Here is a 21,801-nt window from a genome sequence, read left to right as displayed (position 1 = left end):
GCTCAGCGGCTGGCCACTTGCACGCCTTCGGCGGCCGGCTGCAGCAGCGCGAAGTTGTTCTGGTAGGAGGCCAGCACGGCGGTGAACTGCTTGCGTTGCGGCGCATCGAGCACGCGTGCCACGGGCAGGTCCACGGACAGCGGGTCCACCGCCTTCTGGGCGATGCGGAATTCGTAGTGCAGATGCGGGCCGGTGGCCCAGCCGGTCGAGCCCACGTAGCCGATCAACTGGCCTTGTTCCACGCGGTCGCCCTTGCGCAGGCCTGCGGCAAAGCGGCTCTGGTGCGCGTACAGCGTGGTGAATTCGCCGTGATGCTTGAGGATGATGGTGTTGCCGTAGCCGTTCTGGCGCCCGATGAATTCGACCACGCCGTCGGCCGTGGCATGAATGGGCGTGCCGCTCGGGGCGGCATAGTCCACGCCTTTATGGTCCCGCCAGCCGCCGTGCACGGGGTGGCGGCGTCCGCCGAAGGTGGAGCTGATGCGGGTGAATTTCAGGGCGGTGCGCAGGAAGGCGCCTTTCAGGCTCTTGCCGTCGAAGTCGTAGTAGCCGCCGCTGCCGCTGTCGGGCTGGAACCAGGCGGCTTCGTGGACCTTGCCCTGGTTAATGAACTCCACGGCCAGCAGGCGTCCGGCGCCCACTTCCTGGCCTTCGTGGCCGTAGGATTCATACACCACGCGGAAGCTGTCGCCCTTGCGCAGGTCCTTCAGGAAGTCGATCTTGCTGCCCAGGATGTCGGCCATCTGCAGCGTGATGCTGTCGGGAATCCCGGCCTGGTCGCTGGCGCCGAACAGGGAGCTGTTGATCTCGGCCTGGGCCACCCGCACCTGGGCGTGGGCCTGGTCGGTCTGCTCCTGGGCGGTGAAGCCCTTGCCGCCGTCGGGGCGCACTTCCAGCCAGCGCGCCACGCCGCCGCCCGCTTCCTCGGAGTAGGGCGTATGCTTGTAGCGCAGCCAGAGCAGGTTGCCGTTGGCGTCCAGGGCGGCCTGCAAGGTGCGGCCGGGATACAGCTTGTAAATGGAGCGCGCCTGCTTGTCGTGCGTCAGGAACTGCAGCAGGCCTTCCTCGTTGATGTTCATGCGCTGCAACAGCGCGGCCAGCGTGTCGCCGCGGCGGATGCGGGTTTCACTGACGTAGGCCTGGCTGTCCCGGGTCTGCAGCACCGTCATCTCGGCCGGCAGGGGCAGGGCGGTGCGCGCCTGGTAGATCAGGGGCTCGGGGCTGCTGGGCATGACGACCGCCAGCGCGCCGGCGGCTGCGAAGGAACCCAGGGCCAGGACGACCAGTCCCGCGCGGATGAATGGAGCTCGACGAGGTCGAGGCTGGTGGATGTCAAGGGGTGGGGAGGAGCGTTTCCCTTTGCTGAACATAAAACCAGAACCTTGATGGACGTACGAGTCACTGTCCCCCTTGCCAGCAGGCGGCGGTCAGTGAGTACTGGGCGGACAAAAAGCATTCCTGCCCGGGCGAACTGACCTGCGCGGGAATGATAAGATAAGTTGGGATACGAATCCTTGCCGAATTTCAAGCGCGGCTCGCAATAGCAGGCTATCCTAGCGCATTAGACTTCATTTTTCGAGCATTTTTACTTATTAGTTTGTCACCAGATCGTTATGTCTTCCCCATCAGAGCCCCTTTCCCCGGATGTCCTTGCCGACCTGGCCATTGTCAAGCGTGGCTGCGACGAATTGCTGGTCGAATCCGAATTCGCGCGCAAGCTGGAGCGCAGCCGTTCCAGCGGCCAGCCGCTGCGGATCAAGCTGGGCCTGGATCCCACCGCGCCGGACATCCATCTCGGGCACACGGTGGTGCTGAACAAGATGCGCCAGCTCCAGGACCTGGGGCACACCGTCATCTTCCTGATCGGGGACTTCACCTCGACCATCGGCGACCCCAGCGGGCGCAACAGCACCCGGCCGCCGCTCACTCCCGAGCAGGTCGTGACCAACGCCAAGACCTACTACGATCAGGCCGCGCTGGTGCTCGATCCCGAGCGCACCGAAGTGCGCTACAACTCCGAATGGTGCGACAAGCTGGGTTCGCGCGGCATGATCCAGCTGGCTTCGCGCTATACCGTGGCCCGCATGATGGAGCGCGACGACTTCACCAAGCGTTTCAAGGCCAACCAGCCCATTTCGGTGCATGAATTCCTATACCCCCTGCTGCAGGGCTACGACTCCGTCCAATTGAAGGCGGACCTGGAACTGGGCGGCACGGATCAGAAATTCAACCTGCTGGTGGGCCGGGAGCTGCAGAAAGAATACGGCCAGGAGCAGCAGTGCATCCTGACCATGCCCCTGCTGGTGGGCCTGGACGGCGTGGAGAAAATGTCCAAGTCCAAGGGCAATTACATCGGCATCAGCGAAACGCCGGACTCCATGTTCGGCAAGCTCATGTCCATTTCGGACACCCTGATGTGGCGCTACTACGAGCTGCTGTCCTTCCGCAGCCTGGGGGACATCGCCGGCCTGCGGCGCCAGATCGAAGAGGGTCGCAATCCGCGCGACGTCAAGGTGGAGCTGGCCCAGGAGATCGTCGCGCGCTTTCACAGCGCCAAGGCCGCCGGGCAGGCGCTGGAGAACTTCGAGGCGCGCTTTCGCCGCGGCGAAATGCCCGAGGACATGCCCGAAGTCACCGTTGCCGGGCAGTTGGCCCTGCTCAAGGTCCTGCGCGAAGCGGGCCTGGTGGCCTCGGGCAGCGAGGCCCAGCGCAACGTGGAGCAGGGCGGCGTGCGCATCGACGGCGAGCGCGTGGACGACAAAGGTTTGCAACTGGAGCCGGGCAGCTACGTGATGCAGGTGGGCAAGCGCAAGTTCGCCCGCGTCACCCTGACCGGCTGATTGATTGTGGAGGTCTGCAATGAAACTGCGTAGTGATTCTTTCCAGGACCAGGGCGTCATCCCCGAGCGTCTGGCTTTCTGCCGGTACGACGCCCAGTCCCATGTCGCCCTGGCGGGCAATGCCAATCCGCATCTGGAGTGGTCGGACGCGCCCGAGCAGACCCAGTCCTACGTGGTGATCTGCCACGACCCCGACGTCCCCAGCCGCCCGGACGACGTCAACCAGCCCGGCCGCGAAGTGCCGGCGGACCTGCCCCGGGTGGATTTCTTCCACTGGGTGCTGATCAATGTGTCCGCCAGCGTCGCCACGCTGGCCGAAGGTTCGTACTCCAAGGGCATCACGCCCAGGGGCAAGGCCGGTCCGCTGGCGCTGGACGGCACGCGCCAGGGCGTCAACGACTACACCGGCTGGTTCGCCAACGACCGCGACATGAACGGCGACTACTTCGGCTACGACGGCCCGTGCCCGCCCTGGAACGACGCCTTGCCGCATCGTTACGTGTTCACGGTCTATGCGCTGGATGTGGCCGAGCTGCCGCTGGAAGGCCGCTTCACCGGCCAGGACGTGCTGCGCGCCATGGAGGGCCACATCCTGGCCAAGGCGTCCATCACCGGGCTGTATACGCTCAACCCGCGCCTGATCCAGCAATCCTGACGCAAGCGGCGGGCTTGTTGAGCAATGCTCATATTGTCTTGAGCCCGCCTCCTTCCGCCCGGCTTTTTACCCGGGTTTGCGTGGTTTCCGGCGTGAAAGCCGCCGGATGCGGCGGATCGGCCCGCATCCGCGCTAAAATGTCGCTTTCTTGTTTGCTTCCACTTAAACGTTAGGAACCCTCATGTTTGACCGTTCTGCCACTCTCGACAAAGTCGATCCCGAGCTCTGGGCCGCCATTCAGAAAGAAGACGTGCGCCAGGAGCAGCACATCGAGCTGATCGCCTCTGAGAACTACACCAGCCCAGCCGTGATGCAAGCCCAGGGCACGCAGCTGACGAACAAGTATGCAGAGGGTTACCCCGGCAAGCGCTACTACGGCGGTTGCGAGTACGTGGACGTGGTGGAGCAACTGGCCATCGACCGCCTGAAGGAACTGTTCGGCGCCGAGGCCGCCAACGTGCAGCCCAACTCGGGCTCGCAGGCCAACCAGGGCGTGTACATGGCCGTGCTCAAGCCCGGCGACACGGTGCTTGGCATGAGCCTGGCCGAAGGCGGCCACCTGACGCACGGCTCGCCCGTGAACGCCTCGGGCAAGCTGTACAACTTCGTGTCCTACGGCCTGAACGCCGACGAGGAAATCGACTACGAGCGTCTGGAGCAACTGGCCAAGGAGCACAAGCCCAAGCTGATCGTGGGCGGCGCTTCGGCCTACGCGCTGCGCATCGATTTCGAGCGCATGGCCCGCATCGCCCATGAGAACGGCGCGCTGTTCATGGTGGACATCGCCCACTACGCCGGTCTGGTCGCCGGCGGCGCCTATCCCAACCCCGTGCCGCACGCCGACTTCGTCACCTCCACCACGCACAAGTCCCTGCGCGGTCCGCGCGGCGGCGTCATCATGATGAAGGCCGAGCACGAGAAAGCCATCAACTCCGCCATCTTCCCCGGCATCCAGGGCGGTCCGCTGATGCACGTCATCGCCGGCAAGGCCGTGGCCTTCAAGGAAGCGCTGGCTCCCGAGTTCAAGACTTACGCCGCCCAGGTGGTCAAGAACGCCGATGTCCTGGCCCGCACCCTGGTGGAGCGCGGCCTGCGCATCGTCTCCGGCCGTACCGAAAGCCACGTGATGCTGGTCGACCTGCGCGCCAAGGGCATCACCGGCAAGGTGGCCGAGGAAGCCCTGGGCAAGGCCCACATCACGGTCAACAAGAACGCCATTCCGAACGACCCCGAAAAGCCTTTCGTCACCAGCGGCATCCGCCTGGGCACGCCTGCCATGACCACCCGCGGCTTCACCGAAGCCGAGGCCGAGCAGACGGCTCACCTGATCGCCGACGTGCTGGACAACCCGCATGACGAAACCGTGCTGGCCGACGTTCGCCGCCGCGTGCACGAGCTGACCTCCAAGCTGCCCGTGTATTCCAAGTAATCAGCCCGGAGCGGGCCGCAAGGCCCGCGATCTTGAATGAAGTGTCCGTTCTGTCATCATGTCGATACCCAGGTGATCGATTCCCGCATCACCGAAGAAGGCGACGCCATCCGGCGGCGGCGCAAGTGTTCGGCCTGTGAACGGCGTTTCACCACCTACGAACGCTCTGAACTGAGCCTGCCCGTGGTGGCCAAGCGCAACGGCACGCGCATGGATTTCGATCCCGCGCGCCTGCGCGCCAGCATGGGCGTGGCGCTGCGCAAGCGTCCCGTACCCATGCAGCAGGTCGATGCCGCCGTGCAGCGCATCGAAGAAAAACTCCAGCTGACCGGCGAACGGGAAGTCTCTTCCGAGACCATCGGCGAGCTGGTCATGGCCGAACTCAAGCAACTCGACCAGGTTGCCTATGTGCGTTTCGCCTCGGTCTACAAAAGTTTCAAGGACATCCGCGAGTTCGTGCAGGCCATCGACGAAATGAACGAGCCCAGTCGGTCCTGAACAGGATTGCCGCCATGCTGGATCAACATGACTACGACTGGATGCGGCAGGCCCTGGCGCTGGCTCGGCAGTCGCTGTACATCACCGCTCCCAATCCCCGCGTCGCCTGCCTGATCGTGCGCGACGGCCAATTGCTGGCCAGCGGCGCCACGCAGCAGGCGGGCGGTCCGCACGCGGAAGTCATGGCGTTGCGCCAGGCCCGCGAGCGCGGCGTGGATGTGCGCGGCGCGACCTTCTATGTCACTCTGGAACCGTGCAGTCATCACGGCCGCACGCCGCCTTGCGCCGAGGCGCTGGTCGCGGCCGCTCCGGCGCGGGTGGTCGTGGCCATGCTCGATCCCAATCCGCTGGTGGCGGGCCGGGGGCTGGCCCGCTTGCGACAGGCCGGCATCGCTGTGGACGGCCCCTTGTGCGTGGAGCAGGCGCTGGAAATCAACGCAGGCTTCTTCGCCCGCATGACCCGCTCCCGGCCCTGGTTGTGGCTGAAGATGGCGGCCTCGCTGGATGGTCGCAGCGCCCTGTCCGACGGCCGGTCCCAATGGATCACCGGGCCGCAGGCGCGCGATGACGGCCATCATTGGCGCGCGCGCAGCTGCGTGGTGCTGACCGGCATAGGCACGGTGCAGGCCGACAATCCGCGCCTGAACGTGCGGGCTGTCGACACGCCGCGTCCGCCCATCAAGGCGGTGCTGGACACGCAGTTGAAGCTGGCTCCGCAGGCCGCCTTGCTCGACGGTTCGGTCTGCTGGGTCTTCAGCCACCGCCGCGATCCGCAGCGCGAGGCGCAACTGGCCGAGCGCAACGCCCAAGTCATCCACATGCCCCTGCGCGACGGCCATGTGGATGTGCACGCCGTGCTGGACTGGATGGCGGGGCAGCAGGTCAATGAAGTGCACGCCGAGGCGGGGGCGACCTTGTCCGGCGCCTTGCTGGACGCCGGCGTGGTGGACCAGCTGCTGATGTACGTGGCGCCCAAGGTTCTGGGCCAGGGCAGGGGCGTGGCCGATATCGCCGCCCTGTCGGGGCTGGACGCCGTGCAACCGTTTGAATTCACCGATCTGCGCCTGCTGGGACAGGATGCCCGCCTGCTGGCGCGCCAGCGCGACCATTGGGCGGCCTTGCTGCAGTCCGTGGGCGGCGCAGGCCGGTCCGATTGATCACGCACCGCAAGGTGCGGGGCGGCGACGCCCATTTTTTTCTGCGAGAGGCTTGTTGTGTTTACAGGTATCGTGGCCGCCGTAGGCCGAATCACCAAAGTCACCCCCCTGCTGCAAGGCCAGGAGGACGCCGGCGTGCGTCTGGAAATCGATGCCGGCGGCCTGCCCCTGGGCGAGGCGCGCCTGGGCGATTCCATCGCCATCCAGGGCGCCTGCATGACGGCCGTCGAACTGGGCGACAATTCCTTCGTGGTCGATGTCTCGCGCGAAAGCCTGAACCGCACGGTGGGGCTGGACCAGCCCGGCGAAGTCAACCTGGAGCACGCGCTGCGCCTGGGCGACTCCCTGGACGGCCACATCGTCTCGGGCCACGTGGACGGCGTGGGCACGGTCAGCCATTTCGAGCCCGTCGGAGAGTCGTGGGACCTGCGCATCCAGGCGCCGGTGGATATGGCGCGCTATTTCGCCTACAAGGGCTCGGTCACCGTCAACGGCGTGAGCCTGACCGTGAATCAGGTCGAGGACAACGCGCAGGGCTGCGAGATCCGCATCAACCTGATCCCGCATACCGTTCAGGTCACGACCTTGAAGAATCTGCGCGCCGGCAGCCGAGTCAATCTGGAAGTGGACACCATCGCCCGTTACGTGGAGCGCATGTTCAGCCTGCAGCAACGCGGCTGACGCTCGCCGGCAGGAAGGCCGCTTTCCGCCCGGGGGCGGCTGTTCAGGCGCGGACGCGCCCTGTTATTTGCACCATGTTCTGCTGGAGCTCAAACTTGGGCTTGCAAAGCGGGAATGAATACTGCTAATATTATGGACTTGGCATCAGATGCTTTGAAAGCAGCGCGCCAAGTCAGAATTAGGACAGGTGGCCGAGTGGTTGAAGGCGCACGCCTGGAAAGCGTGTATACGTGAATAGCGTATCGGGGGTTCGAATCCCCCCCTGTCCGCCAAAAAACTCTCCATATAAAACAAAAAAACCAGGGTTTGATGCCCGTCACTTTAATGACACACTTCTTCCAGCCTGTTTGCACGGATCACGGTACGCTTGCCTAGTGTTGGCTGAATTAAAATCAGGCGTTTCAGAACATACAAAAACCCGGCTTATGGCCGGGTTTTTTGATTTTCACTTTTTGAATAGGAAGGCTTTGATCAGCTTCACGGTCAAATAGGGAGACTCATGCAGAAAATGTGCTCATCTATGCCGACCTTGGCACTATCAGGCTTGCTGGCGGATCTGCCTGAAATGACATCGCGCCAGACGGAATCGTGGCCGTGGACAGGAGAAGCGCCTGCAACCGGCGCTGCGCGGTGCTTATTGGGCGTGCAGTTGCTCGCAAAGCCAGTCGGCAAAAACCTGCGCCCGAGGATCCTCGCTGAGGGGCTGCGGAGACAGCAGGTAGTAAGCCGAGCCGTCGGCTACGAACCCGTGCGGAGCGATCAACTGACCGCTGCGGATCTCGTCCTGCACCATCAGGCGCGAGACGATGGCAATGCCCTGGCCGGTAAGCGCCGCCTGGATGCAGAGGTAGAAGTGATCCAGCTGCAGTTTCGTCGCGTGTCGCGTGGACAGGCGGCTTACCCTGGCCCACGTGGCCCATGCCTGCGGCCGTGAGCTGGTATGGATCAGGACCTGGCCTCGTTCACCGAACGCATGCGGATAGCTTGGCTGGCATACGGGACCGATCATTTCATCGCATAGCCTGAGGCCACATACCGAGTCGGCCCAGTGGAAATCGTCTCGCCGTATGGCCAGGTCTATCCCCATCTTGAGGAAGTTCACCGGTCCGCCCGCTGTCATGAGGTGGATCGTTACTGCGGGATGCTGGGCATGAAATTGCCCAAGCCGCGGAATCAGCCATTTCATCGCGATCGTGGGTTCGCAGGAGACGACCAGGGCGTGTTCACGCTGCGTCTGCTGTAGCTGGTAGATAACGTCCTGCAGCCTATCGAACATCGGTGTCGTGACCTGCATGAGCTGGCGACCAGCAGGCGTCAAGAAAATAGCCCGATTGCGCCGTTCAAACAATTCCACTCCTAACGACTCTTCCAGTGCGCGCACTTGCCGGCTTATCGCCCCGTGTGTCACGTGCAGTAATTCGGCTGCTCGCACGAAGCTACCTGCTTGCGCGGCAGCGTCAAAGTAGCGAAACGCCAGCAGGTTTGAAATCTGCATCATTGATGAATTCTCACAGAAAATCGATAGCAATCATCGTTTTTAAATTGCGACGGCAGCATCAATAATAAAGCAGCATGATTTTGCGTGCAGGTGAAAAGCCTATTGATTTTTGGAGTCTCCATGAATATCCATGCTGCGCCGTTAGAAAAGGAAGTCACCAGACGAACGAATATCAGTCTCTCAAACTTTTTGCAGAATGTGTGCGTGAGTATCGCTCAAAAGAACTTCATCTTTTTGACGCAACCCGCAACGCAAGCCCTTCTAAATGTTTCGGGGTCCGATTGGAAGGCGTTCCAAGACAGCTGGAACAACCTGGAACAAGATATGTACATGAAAGATGGCGGCACCTATCGGTACCGTCGGCATGCCACATACAGCGTGGAGCCCTATGGCGCCCCTCGCTTAGAGCCGAAACAACCGCATTTTCAGACCCTGGACTACAACCCATTGAATGGTGGGGTCGCTCGCCACTTCGCACACATCGAAGAGGGCACGTTAAGCAATCCTGCTTTCCTATCCACGTTGGGCCTGTGCGCGACCTTGTTTGCAAGCATGGCGCCGTTCTATGCCTGGCACATCGAGGTGCACCAGTTCCGCATCGAGGCGCAACCACAGGGCGCATCGCCCACCCCCGAAGGCATTCATCGAGACGGCGTTGATTTCGTGTTCATGATGCTGATCAACCGCGTCAATGTGTTGCAGGGCAGCACCCGAATCTTTGATCTGCGGCGAGAACCGCTGGGCGAGTTCACGCTGACTCATCCGATGGAGGCGGCCATTGTCAACGATCACCATGTGATGCACGGCGTCACCCCGATCCTGCCCGAAACCGAAGATAAACCAGGCTACCGCGATGTACTGGTGATCACGTTCCGCAAGAAATAATTTCAACCTCTCCGGACAAGAAAATGCACGAACTCATTGCCGTTGCCACCATCACTATCTTGGCTGTAATCAGTCCAGGGCCCGACTTTGCCATGGTCACCCGCAATGGCTACTCATTCGGTCGCAAGATCGGCCTCATTTCCGCCTTGGGCATCGCAGCCGGGGTTCAGGTGCATGTGTTCTATACAGTGCTGGGGATTGCGGTGCTGATCACTCGATCACCCAGCCTGTTCCTGGCCATGAAAGTGGCCGGAGCCGCGTACTTGATGTACTTGGGCTACAAGTCCTTCACGAATCGCGCCCCCATCAAGACCGATTCGGCGCCAGGCCATATGCCCACCAACCGGCAGGCATTCGGCATGGGGTTCTTCACCAATGCGCTCAATCCCAAGACCATGTTGTTCGTGGTGGCCACATTCACGCAGGTCGTGGAGCCGGGAGCGCCGTTCTGGCTGAATTTCTCCTATGGCTTTTTCATGTCGTTTGCGCATTGGGCATGGTTCAGCATTGTGGCCATCGTGTTTTCCGAGAAACGCCTACGCGCCGCCATGCTGGCCAAGCAAAGGGCAGTGGATGTACTTATTGGCGCGGCGTTGTTCGGGCTTGGCGGCTCGCTGCTTTTCGCGAACTCAACCGTCTGAAAGGAATTGTCCGCAAGCCATGGGGGAAGACGTTCAATCTCTGTACGAAGACCTGAAAACGCGCCTGTTCCAGACTACCGCGCTGCGCCGGCTTATTGAAGCCAACGCCTATTTCAGCGCGCACGTCGAATCTGCATCACCTCAATGAAATAGTCTTCTGAATGAAGGCCGCAACCACCGCTGCCTTCGAACGGCTCATTAATGGGGTAGAGCAACATATGCTGGGCATCCAGCGTATCGACGGGGCAGAAGGCCCCGCCAGGTTCATTGTGCATATAAAAATCGCCTTGCGCGGCATGACAGTGCTCGCAGTGATTCAAGAAATACCTTGTCCCGGCGGTCCGGCTGTAGGCCTGCCGGTAATTCCGGGTGTACCGTTTCATATGAGCCAAGACAGTGGGCGGTAAGGCATCGATCATCGACACGATGCAGACCCCGCCTGGAGAGAACCAATATCCGGGGCCGTCATCATCCGCGGGTTCATAGGCCTCATGTTCAGGCGGCAACAAAAACGAGAATACGCGAGTCAGTCCCTTGCAGCGCCAGCAATGCGTGTGTGATTGCACGATGAAGTAGTGCATCGCCCGAATGTCGAATCCGGGCGACTGAGAGGTATCAGCATACGGGGCGGCTTCGGGCGGCAGCCAGTGGGCGAAAGGGGCGGGATCCACGCCGTCTGGCACATACCAAACCTTGTTTGCAAAGTCCCAGCGGGCCCCCAGTTCTTTGGCCAAGTCCTTTTGCATGAATGGCACATTCAAGTTGATGCGCGGCACCTTGCTGCTGCTCCTTCAATGCGGTTTGATGATTTCCTTTATGCACCGCTGTGCAGAGCCATTAATAGCCATTCGATCTTCTTCGGTCAAGGCCACACCGTGTCTAGGCAGTGGCGCAGGCCTGCTTGGAAGCTGCGGAGCGTCGAGCGATGAGAATGCCCGCGGCCACCAACGCAATGCCGGCATAGGTGGTCAGATGAATGGCGTCGCCGAACATCCAGGCCGCCCAGATCAGGGTTACCGGCGGTTCCAGGTAGACCAGGGCCGCGACCTTGGTGGCGGACATATCTTTGAGCAGGCGCCACAGGCTCAGGTACGCCAGGAAGGTAGAGAACACGGTCAACCAGATGATGGACACCCATACCGATGGTGTTGAAGGGACATGCAGCATTCCTCCAAAACCGCCGATGGCCGTCAACAGAATCAAGCTGGTTGCCGACTGCAGGAACAGAGGAAAGAACATGCCATCCTGGCTATGGCTGGATTCCAGCAATGCCTGGCGGCGCTGATATAAGGTGGCGATCGACAAGGTGATGGCCGACACCAATGGCAAGGCGTACACCCACAGGCTTAGGTGCGTGCTCGATAAGGCATATTCACCCGAGATCACCACACCCACGCCGGCAAACCCGACCAGCAAACCCAGCCACTCGCGCCGGCCGCTCTGTTCCTGCTGACTGATGTTGGTCATGGCGGCCGTGATGAGCGGTTGAAGCGCGGCAATGATCGCGGCGATGCCGGCCGGCAGGCCGTGTCGAATCGCGATATAAAGGCTGACCAGGTAGGCAAATTGCGACAGGAAGCCGATGACAGCGTTATAGCGTACCCGCTCCCAGTTCAGTTTGGCCAACTGGCCATGGATGAAGGGGAGCAGGCACAGGCACACGAGCAAGAAGCGCCAGAAAAGCAGGTTGATGGCGCCGGAATCATCGGTGCCGAGTTTGGCGCCGATGAACCCCGAACTCCAAGAAAGAACGAAAACAAGTTGGATCAACAATAAGCGCATAATGGCCCGCCATTCCATGTTTGTCGAAAATGGGCCAACGCAGCCTAATAGACCCGATTGATTCAGGCTCTACCAGAAAATAAAGTTGAGCCTGTGCAACTGACACCACCATATGGTTCTCAAATAATTCAGTCAATTTGAATTAATTTAAACAGTAATTCTGTTTTTGTGGATTATGGCAAAAAGCTTGGACATCAATTTGCTGCGCACTTTCCATGCGGTTGCGCGCTTCGGACGGTTCAAGACAGCGGCGGCCCACGTTCACCGCAGCGCGTCAGCCGTTACCGCGCAGATTCAAAAGTTGGAGTCCCGGCTAGGGCGAACGCTGTTCATTCGCAATAACCAAGGCGTCGAATTGACAAGGGCCGGCCGGCATCTGCTGGCCGACACACGGGAGTTCTTGCTGCTTCACGACAAACTGCTGGCTTCGATGTCGCCCCAGCGGATCGCGGGCAACATTCGTGTCGGCGTGCCGGACGGTTATGCCGCGCAGTTCGTGTCCGAATTTCTGCCACAGCTAATTGAGGCAAACCCCCGCCTGGAAGTTGAAGTCGAGGCTCGCTCCAGCGCTGAGTTGTTGGATATGTTTGCGCGTCAGCAGCTGGACTTAACGCTCGCCGTCAGTCGCCAAAAGTTGGATCAAGGCGAACTGTTGTTCATGACTCAACCGCAATGGGTAGCGGCCGCCCGTTTTGAGCATGACAAGCGATTGCCCGTGCCTGTCGCTTTGCAATTGCAAGGATGCCCCTACCGCGAAAGCGCCCTGCACGAATTAAAGGCTCATGACATCGAGTATCGGATCTTGCTTGAAAGCAGCAATTGGCAAGCCGTGGAAGCATGCCTGCGCAGCGGACTGGCTGTAGGCATCATGGAGCAAGCGTCTGGCGATATGGCCCTGCCGGCGCCCGCCGGCGTTCGGTGGCCTGCTTTGCTTGCTCATGGGGTCTATCTCCTGACAGACAGCGCACACCCGCTGGTGTTGCCCATTCGGGATATTGTCAAGACCACCTTCCGGACTGATGGCTGGGTTCCTGCGCGTTGAGGGGGCGAGAGGCGCCTTGCCCTTGCGGCCAGGCGATCGTCTCTGAAGTTCGTTTATGATAAAGCTGCCAAGGCTATCGGTGTGGCGCGGAAAACCAAGGCATTGTATTTTTCGAAAATGGTTCTTGAAATTTGATTCTCAATCGCTTTCCATTTTGATGAGTTTTGATAAGGAAGGACTCTCATGCGACCATCAGTTGCGCTCGACATGAACCGAAGTGCGGTGCGTGAAGCGGTAGGCCGCTTCCGCACGGCTAACCCTCGTGTCTTCGGCTCGGTGCTGCATGGTACCGACCAGGATGGTAGCGACATTGATCTGCTGGTTGATGCGCTACCTGGTGCTACGTTGTTGGATTTGGGTGATTTGGAAGAAGAGCTGAAATCGCTGCTCGGCGTGGACGTCGATGTGCTGACACCTGGCGACCTGCCGCCGAAGTTCCGCGCCAAGGTGCTCGCAGAGGCGCAGCCGGTATGAACGAAAATCGCTTGTCCGATTACCTTGACCACATCCAGCAGGCTGCAACCGATGCGTACAGCTTTGTGGAAGGGATGGGCAAGGTCGACTTCCTGGCCGACAAACGCACCCAACAGGCCGTCATCATGAGCTTTATTATCATCGGCGAAGCTGCCACTAAGGTGATGGATGGCTATGCCGCATTCACCCAGATGCATGTCGAGGTGCCATGGCGCAGCATGCGCAATATGCGTAATCGAATGGCCCATGGCTATTTCGATATCAACCTCGATGTGGTGTGGGAGACGGTACAGGAATGGCTGCCAGCGTTACTCCAGCAATTGCCCGCCGTGCGTCAGGCTGCTGATGATGTCATGGAGGCCATGCAAGAACGCGCCGATCGAGCACAAAACAAGCCATGCTGATTGGATATGCGCGCTCGGCGAACTGCACAAGCAAGGTGTCCAGCTTAAAGGCCTTGCCCGATTCCATTGACACCGGCGCGCCGTCTGGGGGCTGCTTCTTTCACGCCATGGGCGGTCTGGCCGAGATGGAGCGCGAATTGATTGTCGAGCGCACCCGCGCTGGCCTGGAAGTAACCAGGCAACTTGGCCGCAAGGGCGGTCGCAAGCCAAAGATGACCTATAGCGAGAATATGATCAAGGCGTGATTGCCAGGTTCATGCGCAGCGGACAGAGTTTACAGACACAGGCGCGCGGCACCGCTTTAGTTGGTGCTAGACAGTGTACGTCCATAAGCTTGTCCGCTGAGGATCATGGTTTAGTCAATCTGGAGCAAGCGTCTGGCGATCCGGCCCTGCCAGCGCCCGCCGGCGTTCAGTGGCCTGCTTTGCCTGCTCATGGGGTCTATCTCCTGACAGACAGCGCACACCCGCTGGTGTTGCCCATTCGGGATATTGTCAAGACCACCTTCCGGGCTGATGGCTGGGTTCCTGCGCGTTGAGGGGGCGAGAGGCGCCTTGCCCTTGCGGCCAGGCGACCGTCTCTGAAACTTGATCGCTGCGCTCAGAACCGAATCTGCAAATTCGCTTTGATGCCGTGGTCTCGGGCCGAGTCGCTGATCCGGCCTGCATAGCTCAGACCGAAGCGCGTGTTGCGCGTCACCGCCAGGTCAACGCCGAGATCGACGACGGCGCTGTCTTTGGCAACGGGCACGCCCGCCACGGTAAAGGCGTTGCCGGCCGAGAACGCATGTTGTGCCCGGGGCGTGACATCGCCCGTGGCGTGGCGCCATCCCGCCATGGCGCGCACAGTGCCTTCCACGGCGCCGATGCTGAGCGCGTGTTCCGCGCGCACGCCCAGCGTGCTGAACGTGGATTCTGTATTGGCGCTGTTTGCCGACAGCGCGGCGGCGTCTCCGTTCTCGCCGTAGCCATCGGTATGTAGACGCACATGGGACAGACTGGCGAACGGCTCCAGGCGCGTGGTTGTGTTCAGATCGATGCCGTAACCGAGCTCGCCAAAGGCCTGGAATGTACCACCGCCATAGTCGGCGCGAAGGCTGTCGTGCAGACCGGGGACGGCTACCGAACGCCGGGTGCGCATATCATGCCAGGAGTAGGCCAGGCCTGTGCGCAGTCCCAGGGCGCCCCGTTGGGTGCCGCCGTACATGCTCAGATGATAGTTGTCGCTTCGGCCGGATGAAGCTCGGCCGAACGCCTTGAAATCCGAATGGCTGTACCCGGCCAGGGCGCCCACGCGCCAACTGCCCAGCGCCTGATCGGCGCCGATCAGCATCCCGCCGACCTTACGATCCAGGCTGGCGGCGTTGTCGTCACTGTCGGTCGAGCCCCAGGAACCGAAGGCCTGCGACCAGACTACCGGCCCGTCATGGGAGGCGGACACGGGTTGCGCGGCGCCGTCCGCGCCGCGCGCGCTCACTGGAGCCCTGAATGCCCCAGGGGCTGCGAATGCGGCCCGCATACGATCCGTCGCGGCGTCGCGCACGAAGCGGCTGTCTTCGATCAGCGCTGTCTTGGCCGAGGCGTGGATCTCTCCCGAGAGCGCGTCGAGACTGGCGCGCACCCGCGCCGCATCGTCGGGCAGTTGCGCGATCGCGTCATACACTGCGTGGCCGGCGGCCAGGCCGATACTTTCAATGCCGTCAGCCGTGGCGCTTTGATTCTTGGTCAGGGCCAAGGCAGCGAAGCGGCGGTCGTTGCGTGTCAGTTCAAGGCCAATCTTGCCCGCTTCGTAATCGTAGTGCAGCGCAGGCGTCAGGAAAGCGAAGTCGGAGGTGACCGTATCGAACTTGCCCGACAAGGCGCCGCCTGTCGTCAGCAGGGTGTACGTCGAGCGCAGGTCGTACTGGCCGGTCGCGCCGAGGTGCGCTACCGAGCCGCCATGGATACCGGTGTCGCCCGTGACCCTCACCTGATCGCTGTCCTTGCCCTGCGGATCGACTTCCACCTCGAATCGCGATCCGTTCTCAAAGACCAGGTCGCCGTTCACCGTCAGCGTGCCGATGGAGTTGCCCGGCGCCAGCACGCCGCCCGAGGCCACCGTCGCCCTTGACCCGGCGCCCGAGCCGACTGTGCCCGAGCCTCCCAGCGTGGCGCCGGCCAGCACGTCCAGCGAGCCGCCCAGCGCGCCGTTGCCGTCGTGATCGCCGACGAGCAGAGTACCCGCTTTGACCGTGGAGCGGCCGGCAAACCCGGCGCTGTCTCCAGTCAGCAGCAGCGTGCCTGTGCCCTGTTTATGGAATTGGCCCGTGCCGCTGATAGTTCCGGCGTATGAGGCTGCCTGTATGTCATCCAGTACGAAGCGTCCATCGGTTCCAATGGCCACATCCCCCGAAAACCGGACGCCGGAACTGTTCAGATGGCCGGCCTCAAGTGCCCAGTCCAAGGTGTTGCGTCCCTCCAGGGTGAGCATGCCGAAGCCGACTTTGCGCATCAGGCCCGAGCCCGAAATAGCGCCGGCAAAGGTGCCGTCCGTCTGCTGGTAGAACGCGACTTCGCCATCATTGACGATGTTGCCGCTGATCGAGGCCGCATCGCCGATCAGCCCGCCTTCGCGCACCATCGTGTCGCCGTAGCGGTTCGTGCCGGTCAAATGCAGTGTTCCCGAGCCGGTCTTGATCAGGCTGCCCGGGCCGCTGATGGTCCCGGTCGCCGCCAGCGTCGTACCGGCGGCCACATCGAAGCCGCCGCGGCCCGCCAGGGTGATGGCCCGGCCGGTCGTCATACCGGCTGTCGTGGCCAGCGTGCCGCCATTCAGCAAGACTTCGCCGGTCGCCGCGCCCAGGTTGCCGTCTGATGCGATGGACACCTCACCGTTCAGGATTTGGGTGCCGCCCTCATAGCTGTTGTGTCCCGAGAGCACCAGCGTGCCGGCCTGGGTCTTGACGATGCCGCCGCTGCCGCTGATTTCCGCCGCAATCTCGGCGCGGTCGGCCAGCACGCGGATTTCCGAGCCATCGGCTCCGGTTTCGAGCTTGCCACCGCCTTCGAGGCGATAGCCTTCGTCGACGAATTGCAGGCCCGCAAAGCGCTGCGAGCCCTCGACCGAGATCGTGCCGCCGTCGAATCCGCCCGGCTGGTTCTTGAACACGGCGTGATTGCCCGCCCACGCGGTCGGCATCTCGCCGTCGGCATTGCGCCATTGAGTGCTGGCCGCGTTCCAGGTGCCGTCGCCGCCTTGCCAGTGTTGCAGCGTATCGTCGCCGATGGCCCCGACGAACAAATCAATGCGCTGGTTCCCGCTTTGAACTTCGTAATCGGCACCCGGAAGGGCCGGGACGCTGCCGAAGGCGAGGCCATTGCCGGAAAGCGATCCGGAATAGGTGATCAGGCGGTAGTAGCCGGGGCCGAGCGTGCCATCGGCCGCGCTGTCGCTTTGCGACAGGTTCAGCGTGCCATTGAGAACGAGGTCGCCATTGACGGTGATGCGATCGCTGATGCCGAGCAGCGCATCGCCCGCGCCGGATTTGCCCAGCTCATAGTCCAGCCTGGCCGCATTCGCCAGGATAAGCTTGCCGTTCACGGCCAGAGTTCCGATGGAGCGGCCCGGCGCCAGCGTGCCGCCGTCGGAGACGATCACGCTTGAAGCTGCGCCGGAGCCAATAGAGCCGGAGCCGCCCAGCCGGGCATGGTCCTCGACCCGCACCGAGCCTCCGAGGGTGTTGTCGACGATCAGGGTGCCGCCGGTGACATGGGTAAGCCCGTCGAAGGAGGCATTGTTCGCGTCAAGCGTGGTTACTCCCGCCCGGTGCAGGATCCGGCCACCGCCGGGGTTGCCGCTCGTCAGCCTGGCGGTGAATCGGTAGTTGGCCGAGGCGTGATCGAACACGAGTGCTCCGTCCCCCATGCCAAAGGTGATGCCGGATGTCGCCAGTGACCCAGCGTCGGCGCCTTCGCCGATGTGCAGGCTGCCGCTCGATCCCGCTTGCTCGGCAAGGACAATGCCGGAAAAACCCGTGTCCAGCGTACCGCCTTCCGTGAGGCTTACCCGCCCCTCGCCGTTCTGCCCAATGGTCAAACCCCACGTCGTCCAGGTCGAGCCGCCGCCGTGGATGGCAACCGCGCCCTGACTGCCTGCCGCGGCTCCGACACTGGTTTCCCGACTGACGACAGCGCCGCCGTTGGTCACATCAAGCGTCCCCCGGCCTTGATGACCCACGTTCAGTTTCGCCATGGACCAGCGGCTGCCCGCGCCGTCTACGCTCACGCGGCCAGCGGCGTGTTCTTCATAGCCGATGAGGCCATGTTCGCGGGTATTGCCCGCCCCAACGGTGACAAGGCCCGCGTCACGGATGGTCAGGCTGCCTTGGCCGCCGTCGCCCACGAAAAGATTCCGGGCAGTGGTCCATTGGCCGTTTGAGACGACGACCGCGCCCGAGCCATCGGGGACCTGGCCGATGTGGGTCATGCCGCCGGTAGCCATCGAGCCGCCTGTCTCGATCTTGAGGCGGCCCGCGACCCCTGCCGCTCGACCCACGACGAGAGTCCCGCTCTGCTCCCAATGCGCGCCGTTAGAGACCGACGCTTCACCGTCGCTGCCATGGCCAATAAAGGCGGCTGTGGAGGTACGGGCTTGTGCATGCTCGTCGATGACAAGCTCGCCTGTGCCGTCCGTGCCCACGGCCAGCAGACCTGAGTGCCATCGCGTATCTCCGCCATGAATCCGGAGCTTTCCATCTGCACCGCCTATCGTGGTTTGTCCGCCATAACGCAGCGAGCCGCCTTGTTCGATCGAAAGCGTGCCTCCCAAGACTTCCAGGGAGAAGGAGCCAGCGTTGCCCCACGAGGAGAGGTCGCTGTCTCCAGTCAGGTGCAGCGTTCCAGCGCCTTGTTTGGTCAAGCTGCCAAAGCTGGTGCTGAAATAATTACGCAGGTCAAACGAGCCGGCGAAGGTGCCGTCCTGCGCCTGATCGATCGTCAGGGATGGCATGCCGGTAGGGCCAAAAAGGACCGAACCGTCACCCGATAATGACGTGATGGTTGCCGTGTGGCGGTCGAGATCGAGGACGCCTTGCGCGCCGATCGCATAGCCGCCCCGGATGGCCTGGCTGGAGCCCGCCAGGATTTTTCCTCCCTCGATGACTGTGCCGCCTCGATAGCTGTTGTCGCCCGATAACACCAGCGTGCCGGCCTGGGTCTTGACGATGCCGCCGCTGCCGGTGATACCCGCTGCAATCTCGGCGCGGTTGGCCAGCACGCGGATTTCCGAGCCGTCCGCTCCGGTTTCGAGCTTGCCACCGCCTTCGAGGCGATAGCCTTCGTCGACGAATTGCAGGCCCGCAAAGCGCTGCGAGCCCTCGACCGAGATCGTGCCGCCGTCGAATCCGCCCGGCTGGTTCTTGAACACGGCGTGATTGCCGGCCCAGGCCACGGCAGCGTTGCCATCCTTGTTGAGCCATTGCGCGCTGGTCGCGTTCCAGGCGCCGTCGCCGCCTTGCCAGTGCTGCAGCGTGTCGTCGCCGATGGCCCCGACGAACAAATCAACGCGCTGGTTACCGCTTTGTATTTCGTAGCCGGCATCCGGAAGGGCGGGCACGGCGCCCAGGGCAAGGCCATTGCCGGAAAGCGATCCGGAATAGGTGATCAGGCGATAGTAGCCGGGGCCGGCCGCGCCATCGGCCGGATCACCGCTTTGCGAGAGATTGAGCGTGCCGTCCAGCGTCAGATCGCCCGTGACGTCGATCCGGTCGCTTACGCCCGCGGCCGGGGTGCCGGCGGTTCCCGAGCGGCCCAGTTCGTAATCGAGAATGGAGCCCGACGAGAGCCTCAGATCGCCGGCGACCGTGAGCGTACCGATTCCGCCATTGCCCGGCGCCAGGACTCCGCCATCGGCCACTGCCGTGTCGCCGACTGTGCCTGAACCGCCAAGCGTCGCGCCGGGATTGATCGTGAGCTGTGAGGAGCGGGCGATCGACCCCTCGACGATCAATGTGCCCGCATCGACAACGGTGGCTCCGTCGTAACGGTTGTTTCCCGCAAGCGTCAGCGTGCCGGCGCCGGCTTTGAGGAGGGTGCCAGCGTTCGAAAGCGGATTAGTAGCGCCGATAGCGCCGGTCAATGTGAGATCATGGCCGCCTTCGATTGTGAGACTGCTTATGGCGCCGTCGAAGAGCAAGTCATTGGCAAGAGTCACGGTGGTGTTGGAACGCAGAGTGGCGTTCGTGCCCCTCAATAACACCGCGCCCGTCGAGAGGGCCTGATTGTGGCCTGCTTCAAGCACAGCGTTTCCGAGGACTGTGTACCCGGCATAGGTATTGACGCCGTTCAGCACCAGCGTGCCGCCCTCTGCATAGAGGCCGTGGTTGAGGCTGCTGATTTGACCGTTAAGGACGAGAGAACCAGTTCCCCGCTTGTACAGCCGCCCCGATGGCGCAGTAATGTCGCCTTCGTAGATCGTGTCGGCTGCCTGATCGACCCTGATGTAGGTGCCGCCCATATTCAGCATGCCGCCGCTTCCCGAGAGGGAAGACATGGAAAGGTCAATACCTGTATCCGGATTCTTGTAGTTGGAGAGATCGAGCGTACCGCCGTTGATGACATAGGCGCCATTGTTCACAAAGGCGCCATATCTATCCGCGCGCAAGATTCCAGCCTCGACCGTCGTGGCGCCGGCGTATGTATTGGCGCCGGACAGGGTCAGGGTGCCGTGGCCAAGTTTTGTCAGCCCGCCGACGCCTGCCAGCGGCGCGGCGATGCCGATGTCGTGACCGTTGGTATCGATAAAGGCGCCCCCGACGTCGAACGTAATGTCGCCGGCATTGAAATTCTTAAAGAAGTCCGTCTGGGCGGCCGTCGCTCGCAAGGTGCCGCCATTGAACGAGACGTTGGCGGATCCTAGTCCTTTGCTGATTTGACCGGTTTCCAGCACGCCGCGGGCGCTATCCGTGCCGAAGAGATTGAGCATCCCCGAGCCGGCATGGCCCGTGCCGGGAACACCGCCCATGAAGACTTCAGACGCGCTGACCATCCCTTCGTCAGCGATGGTCAGCATTGCGGTGCCCAAATGTCCAAGAGTCAAATGCCCTGCGGCGCTTAGCGTGGAGCCGGCGCCTGTCACCATTGCCGTCCCGATTGCATCGGCCGCATTCACGCCGAGCGACACATAGCTCTGCGCGGATACAATGCCGCCATCCTGCACAAGGAGGTTGCCGTTGCCAAATTGTCCGACGTGGAGAGCCTGCCCGATGCTCAGAGATGAACCTTCACCGGTGACCGTGACGGTGCCGGTGCCATCTACGTAGCCGATAGTCGAAGGGCCGTCAGTAGTGACGATCCCGCCGTTTCGGATGGTCAAGGCGCCCTCGGATCCGCCGCCAATATCCAAGGCGCCAGTTACCCATGGACTCGGTTTGGTACCAGAGCTGGGGTGGGAGCCATCGACGATCTCATGGGCGCCGTTGTTGATGGTTTCAGCAAAGGCGGGATGAACGGCGGCCATCAGCGCCAGGGCGGCGACACCGGCCTGCAGCGTCAGCCTGCCAGGGCTTGCGCGGACCAGGGCTTTACGCTTGCCTTGTCCTCTCGCATGTTCTGATGCCACGCGGTATTGGCCCAGCGTGCGGTTAAAGATGATGCGGTAGATTCGATTCACGAGCGGCCCCTGGATGCTGCGGTATTGCGGTATGCCCACCGCTGCACAATCTATGGACCAAGTCTTCAACCCGGATGCGGACCCGCGCCGAGAAGCGGGTCATGTTGCCGGGTATTGCTCCGCGCCATGCAACAAGTAAGCTCTTGTAACGCGCACTATACGATCGTT

At 62.1% G+C, this 21,801-nt stretch carries 16 protein-coding genes, 1 tRNA gene and 1 pseudogene; 13 read left to right on the top strand and 5 right to left on the bottom strand.

Going from position 1 to position 21,801, the window contains the following annotated elements; translation table 11 throughout:
- Positions 1 to 2: 2 nt before the first annotated feature.
- Positions 3 to 1,370 (bottom strand): peptidoglycan DD-metalloendopeptidase family protein, encoded by a 1,368-nt coding sequence (locus ACF3ND_RS14910; RefSeq protein ID WP_394061780.1) that lies wholly within the window; start codon positions 1,368 to 1,370, stop codon positions 3 to 5.
- A 243-nt stretch (positions 1,371 to 1,613) separates the two neighbouring features.
- Between ACF3ND_RS14910 and tyrS the strand changes: the two genes are divergently transcribed.
- The 7 genes from tyrS to ACF3ND_RS14875 all read left to right on the top strand — a co-directional run bounded on the left by tyrS (position 1,614) and on the right by ACF3ND_RS14875 (position 7,532).
- Entirely contained in the window at positions 1,614 to 2,840 is a 1,227-nt protein-coding gene (gene tyrS / locus ACF3ND_RS14905) for a tyrosine--tRNA ligase (protein WP_394061778.1), read from the top strand.
- A 19-nt stretch (positions 2,841 to 2,859) separates the two neighbouring features.
- A complete protein-coding gene (locus tag ACF3ND_RS14900) occupies positions 2,860 to 3,495 on the top strand; it encodes a YbhB/YbcL family Raf kinase inhibitor-like protein (protein WP_394061776.1) in 636 nt (211 codons plus the stop codon).
- Positions 3,496 to 3,676: 181 nt separating this feature from the next.
- Positions 3,677 to 4,924, top strand: coding sequence for a serine hydroxymethyltransferase (glyA, locus tag ACF3ND_RS14895; RefSeq protein WP_394061774.1), 1,248 nt, complete (start codon positions 3,677 to 3,679; stop codon positions 4,922 to 4,924).
- 36 nt (positions 4,925 to 4,960) lie between these two features.
- Complete coding sequence (nrdR, locus tag ACF3ND_RS14890; protein ID WP_394061772.1) at positions 4,961 to 5,422, top strand: transcriptional regulator NrdR; 462 nt, start codon at positions 4,961 to 4,963, stop codon at positions 5,420 to 5,422.
- Positions 5,423 to 5,436: 14 nt separating this feature from the next.
- Positions 5,437 to 6,579 (top strand): bifunctional diaminohydroxyphosphoribosylaminopyrimidine deaminase/5-amino-6-(5-phosphoribosylamino)uracil reductase RibD, encoded by a 1,143-nt coding sequence (gene ribD / locus ACF3ND_RS14885; RefSeq protein ID WP_394061770.1) that lies wholly within the window; start codon positions 5,437 to 5,439, stop codon positions 6,577 to 6,579.
- Between the two features lie 57 nt (positions 6,580 to 6,636).
- A complete protein-coding gene (locus ACF3ND_RS14880; protein ID WP_394061768.1) occupies positions 6,637 to 7,260 on the top strand; it encodes a riboflavin synthase in 624 nt (207 codons plus the stop codon).
- A gap of 181 nt (positions 7,261 to 7,441) precedes the next feature.
- A tRNA-Ser gene (locus ACF3ND_RS14875) sits at positions 7,442 to 7,532 on the top strand.
- Positions 7,533 to 7,894: 362 nt separating this feature from the next.
- Here ACF3ND_RS14875 and ACF3ND_RS14870 read toward each other — a convergent pair.
- On the bottom strand, positions 7,895 to 8,758 hold the full coding sequence (locus tag ACF3ND_RS14870; protein WP_394061766.1) for a LysR substrate-binding domain-containing protein: 864 nt from the start codon (positions 8,756 to 8,758) through the stop codon (positions 7,895 to 7,897).
- 120 nt (positions 8,759 to 8,878) lie between these two features.
- Between ACF3ND_RS14870 and ACF3ND_RS14865 the strand changes: the two genes are divergently transcribed.
- Both ACF3ND_RS14865 and ACF3ND_RS14860 read left to right on the top strand, forming a co-directional pair.
- Positions 8,879 to 9,643 carry a 2OG-Fe dioxygenase family protein gene (locus ACF3ND_RS14865; protein WP_394061764.1) on the top strand — a complete coding sequence of 255 codons (765 nt, stop codon included), beginning with the start codon at positions 8,879 to 8,881 and terminating at the stop codon, positions 9,641 to 9,643.
- Between the two features lie 23 nt (positions 9,644 to 9,666).
- Positions 9,667 to 10,284, top strand: coding sequence for a LysE family translocator (locus ACF3ND_RS14860; protein WP_394061762.1), 618 nt, complete (start codon positions 9,667 to 9,669; stop codon positions 10,282 to 10,284).
- A gap of 113 nt (positions 10,285 to 10,397) precedes the next feature.
- On the opposite strand, the gene ACF3ND_RS14855 is transcribed toward ACF3ND_RS14860, so the two are convergent.
- Complete coding sequence (locus ACF3ND_RS14855; protein WP_394061760.1) at positions 10,398 to 11,060, bottom strand: DUF5710 domain-containing protein; 663 nt, start codon at positions 11,058 to 11,060, stop codon at positions 10,398 to 10,400.
- A gap of 103 nt (positions 11,061 to 11,163) precedes the next feature.
- Positions 11,164 to 12,066, bottom strand: a complete 903-nt coding sequence (locus ACF3ND_RS14850; protein ID WP_394061758.1) for a DMT family transporter — start codon at positions 12,064 to 12,066, stop codon at positions 11,164 to 11,166.
- A gap of 187 nt (positions 12,067 to 12,253) precedes the next feature.
- On the opposite strand from ACF3ND_RS14850, the gene ACF3ND_RS14845 reads away from it, so the two are divergent.
- The 4 genes and pseudogenes from ACF3ND_RS14845 to ACF3ND_RS14830 form a co-directional block, all read left to right on the top strand.
- The gene (locus ACF3ND_RS14845) at positions 12,254 to 13,108 is read left to right on the top strand and encodes a LysR family transcriptional regulator (RefSeq protein WP_394061756.1); all 855 of its coding nucleotides are present in this window, start codon (positions 12,254 to 12,256) and stop codon (positions 13,106 to 13,108) included.
- 183 nt (positions 13,109 to 13,291) lie between these two features.
- A complete protein-coding gene (locus ACF3ND_RS14840) occupies positions 13,292 to 13,582 on the top strand; it encodes a nucleotidyltransferase family protein (protein ID WP_394061754.1) in 291 nt (96 codons plus the stop codon).
- Entirely contained in the window at positions 13,579 to 13,986 is a 408-nt protein-coding gene (locus ACF3ND_RS14835; protein ID WP_394061752.1) for a DUF86 domain-containing protein, read from the top strand. Before ACF3ND_RS14840 ends, ACF3ND_RS14835 begins: the two co-directional genes overlap by 4 nt.
- A 13-nt stretch (positions 13,987 to 13,999) precedes the next feature.
- Positions 14,000 to 14,213, top strand: a pseudogene (locus ACF3ND_RS14830) (recombinase family protein); the annotation flags it as partial.
- A 373-nt stretch (positions 14,214 to 14,586) separates the two neighbouring features.
- Here ACF3ND_RS14830 and ACF3ND_RS14825 read toward each other — a convergent pair.
- On the bottom strand, positions 14,587 to 21,633 hold the full coding sequence (locus tag ACF3ND_RS14825) for an autotransporter domain-containing protein (protein WP_394061750.1): 7,047 nt from the start codon (positions 21,631 to 21,633) through the stop codon (positions 14,587 to 14,589).
- Positions 21,634 to 21,801: the final 168 nt, after the last annotated feature.

This window comes from Alcaligenes sp. WGS1538 (assembly GCF_043187505.1).
In the GTDB taxonomy this organism is placed as follows: domain Bacteria; phylum Pseudomonadota; class Gammaproteobacteria; order Burkholderiales; family Burkholderiaceae_B; genus Alcaligenes.
This window is presented reverse-complemented; position numbering and strand designations above follow the sequence as displayed.

Bases quoted from the DNA above. Each gene is read 5' to 3' on its own strand.
- ACF3ND_RS14910 (WP_394061780.1), bottom strand. From the start codon at position 1,370: ATGTTCAGCAAAGGGAAACGCTCCTCCCCACCCCTTGACATCCACCAG.
- tyrS (WP_394061778.1), top strand. From the start codon at position 1,614: ATGTCTTCCCCATCAGAGCCCCTTTCCCCGGATGTCCTTGCCGACCTG.
- ACF3ND_RS14900 (WP_394061776.1), top strand. From the start codon at position 2,860: ATGAAACTGCGTAGTGATTCTTTCCAGGACCAGGGCGTCATCCCCGAG.
- glyA (WP_394061774.1), top strand. From the start codon at position 3,677: ATGTTTGACCGTTCTGCCACTCTCGACAAAGTCGATCCCGAGCTCTGG.
- nrdR (WP_394061772.1), top strand. From the start codon at position 4,961: ATGAAGTGTCCGTTCTGTCATCATGTCGATACCCAGGTGATCGATTCC.
- ribD (WP_394061770.1), top strand. From the start codon at position 5,437: ATGCTGGATCAACATGACTACGACTGGATGCGGCAGGCCCTGGCGCTG.
- ACF3ND_RS14870 (WP_394061766.1), bottom strand. From the start codon at position 8,758: ATGATGCAGATTTCAAACCTGCTGGCGTTTCGCTACTTTGACGCTGCC.
- ACF3ND_RS14865 (WP_394061764.1), top strand. From the start codon at position 8,879: ATGAATATCCATGCTGCGCCGTTAGAAAAGGAAGTCACCAGACGAACG.
- ACF3ND_RS14860 (WP_394061762.1), top strand. From the start codon at position 9,667: ATGCACGAACTCATTGCCGTTGCCACCATCACTATCTTGGCTGTAATC.
- ACF3ND_RS14850 (WP_394061758.1), bottom strand. From the start codon at position 12,066: ATGCGCTTATTGTTGATCCAACTTGTTTTCGTTCTTTCTTGGAGTTCG.
- ACF3ND_RS14840 (WP_394061754.1), top strand. From the start codon at position 13,292: ATGCGACCATCAGTTGCGCTCGACATGAACCGAAGTGCGGTGCGTGAA.
- ACF3ND_RS14835 (WP_394061752.1), top strand. From the start codon at position 13,579: ATGAACGAAAATCGCTTGTCCGATTACCTTGACCACATCCAGCAGGCT.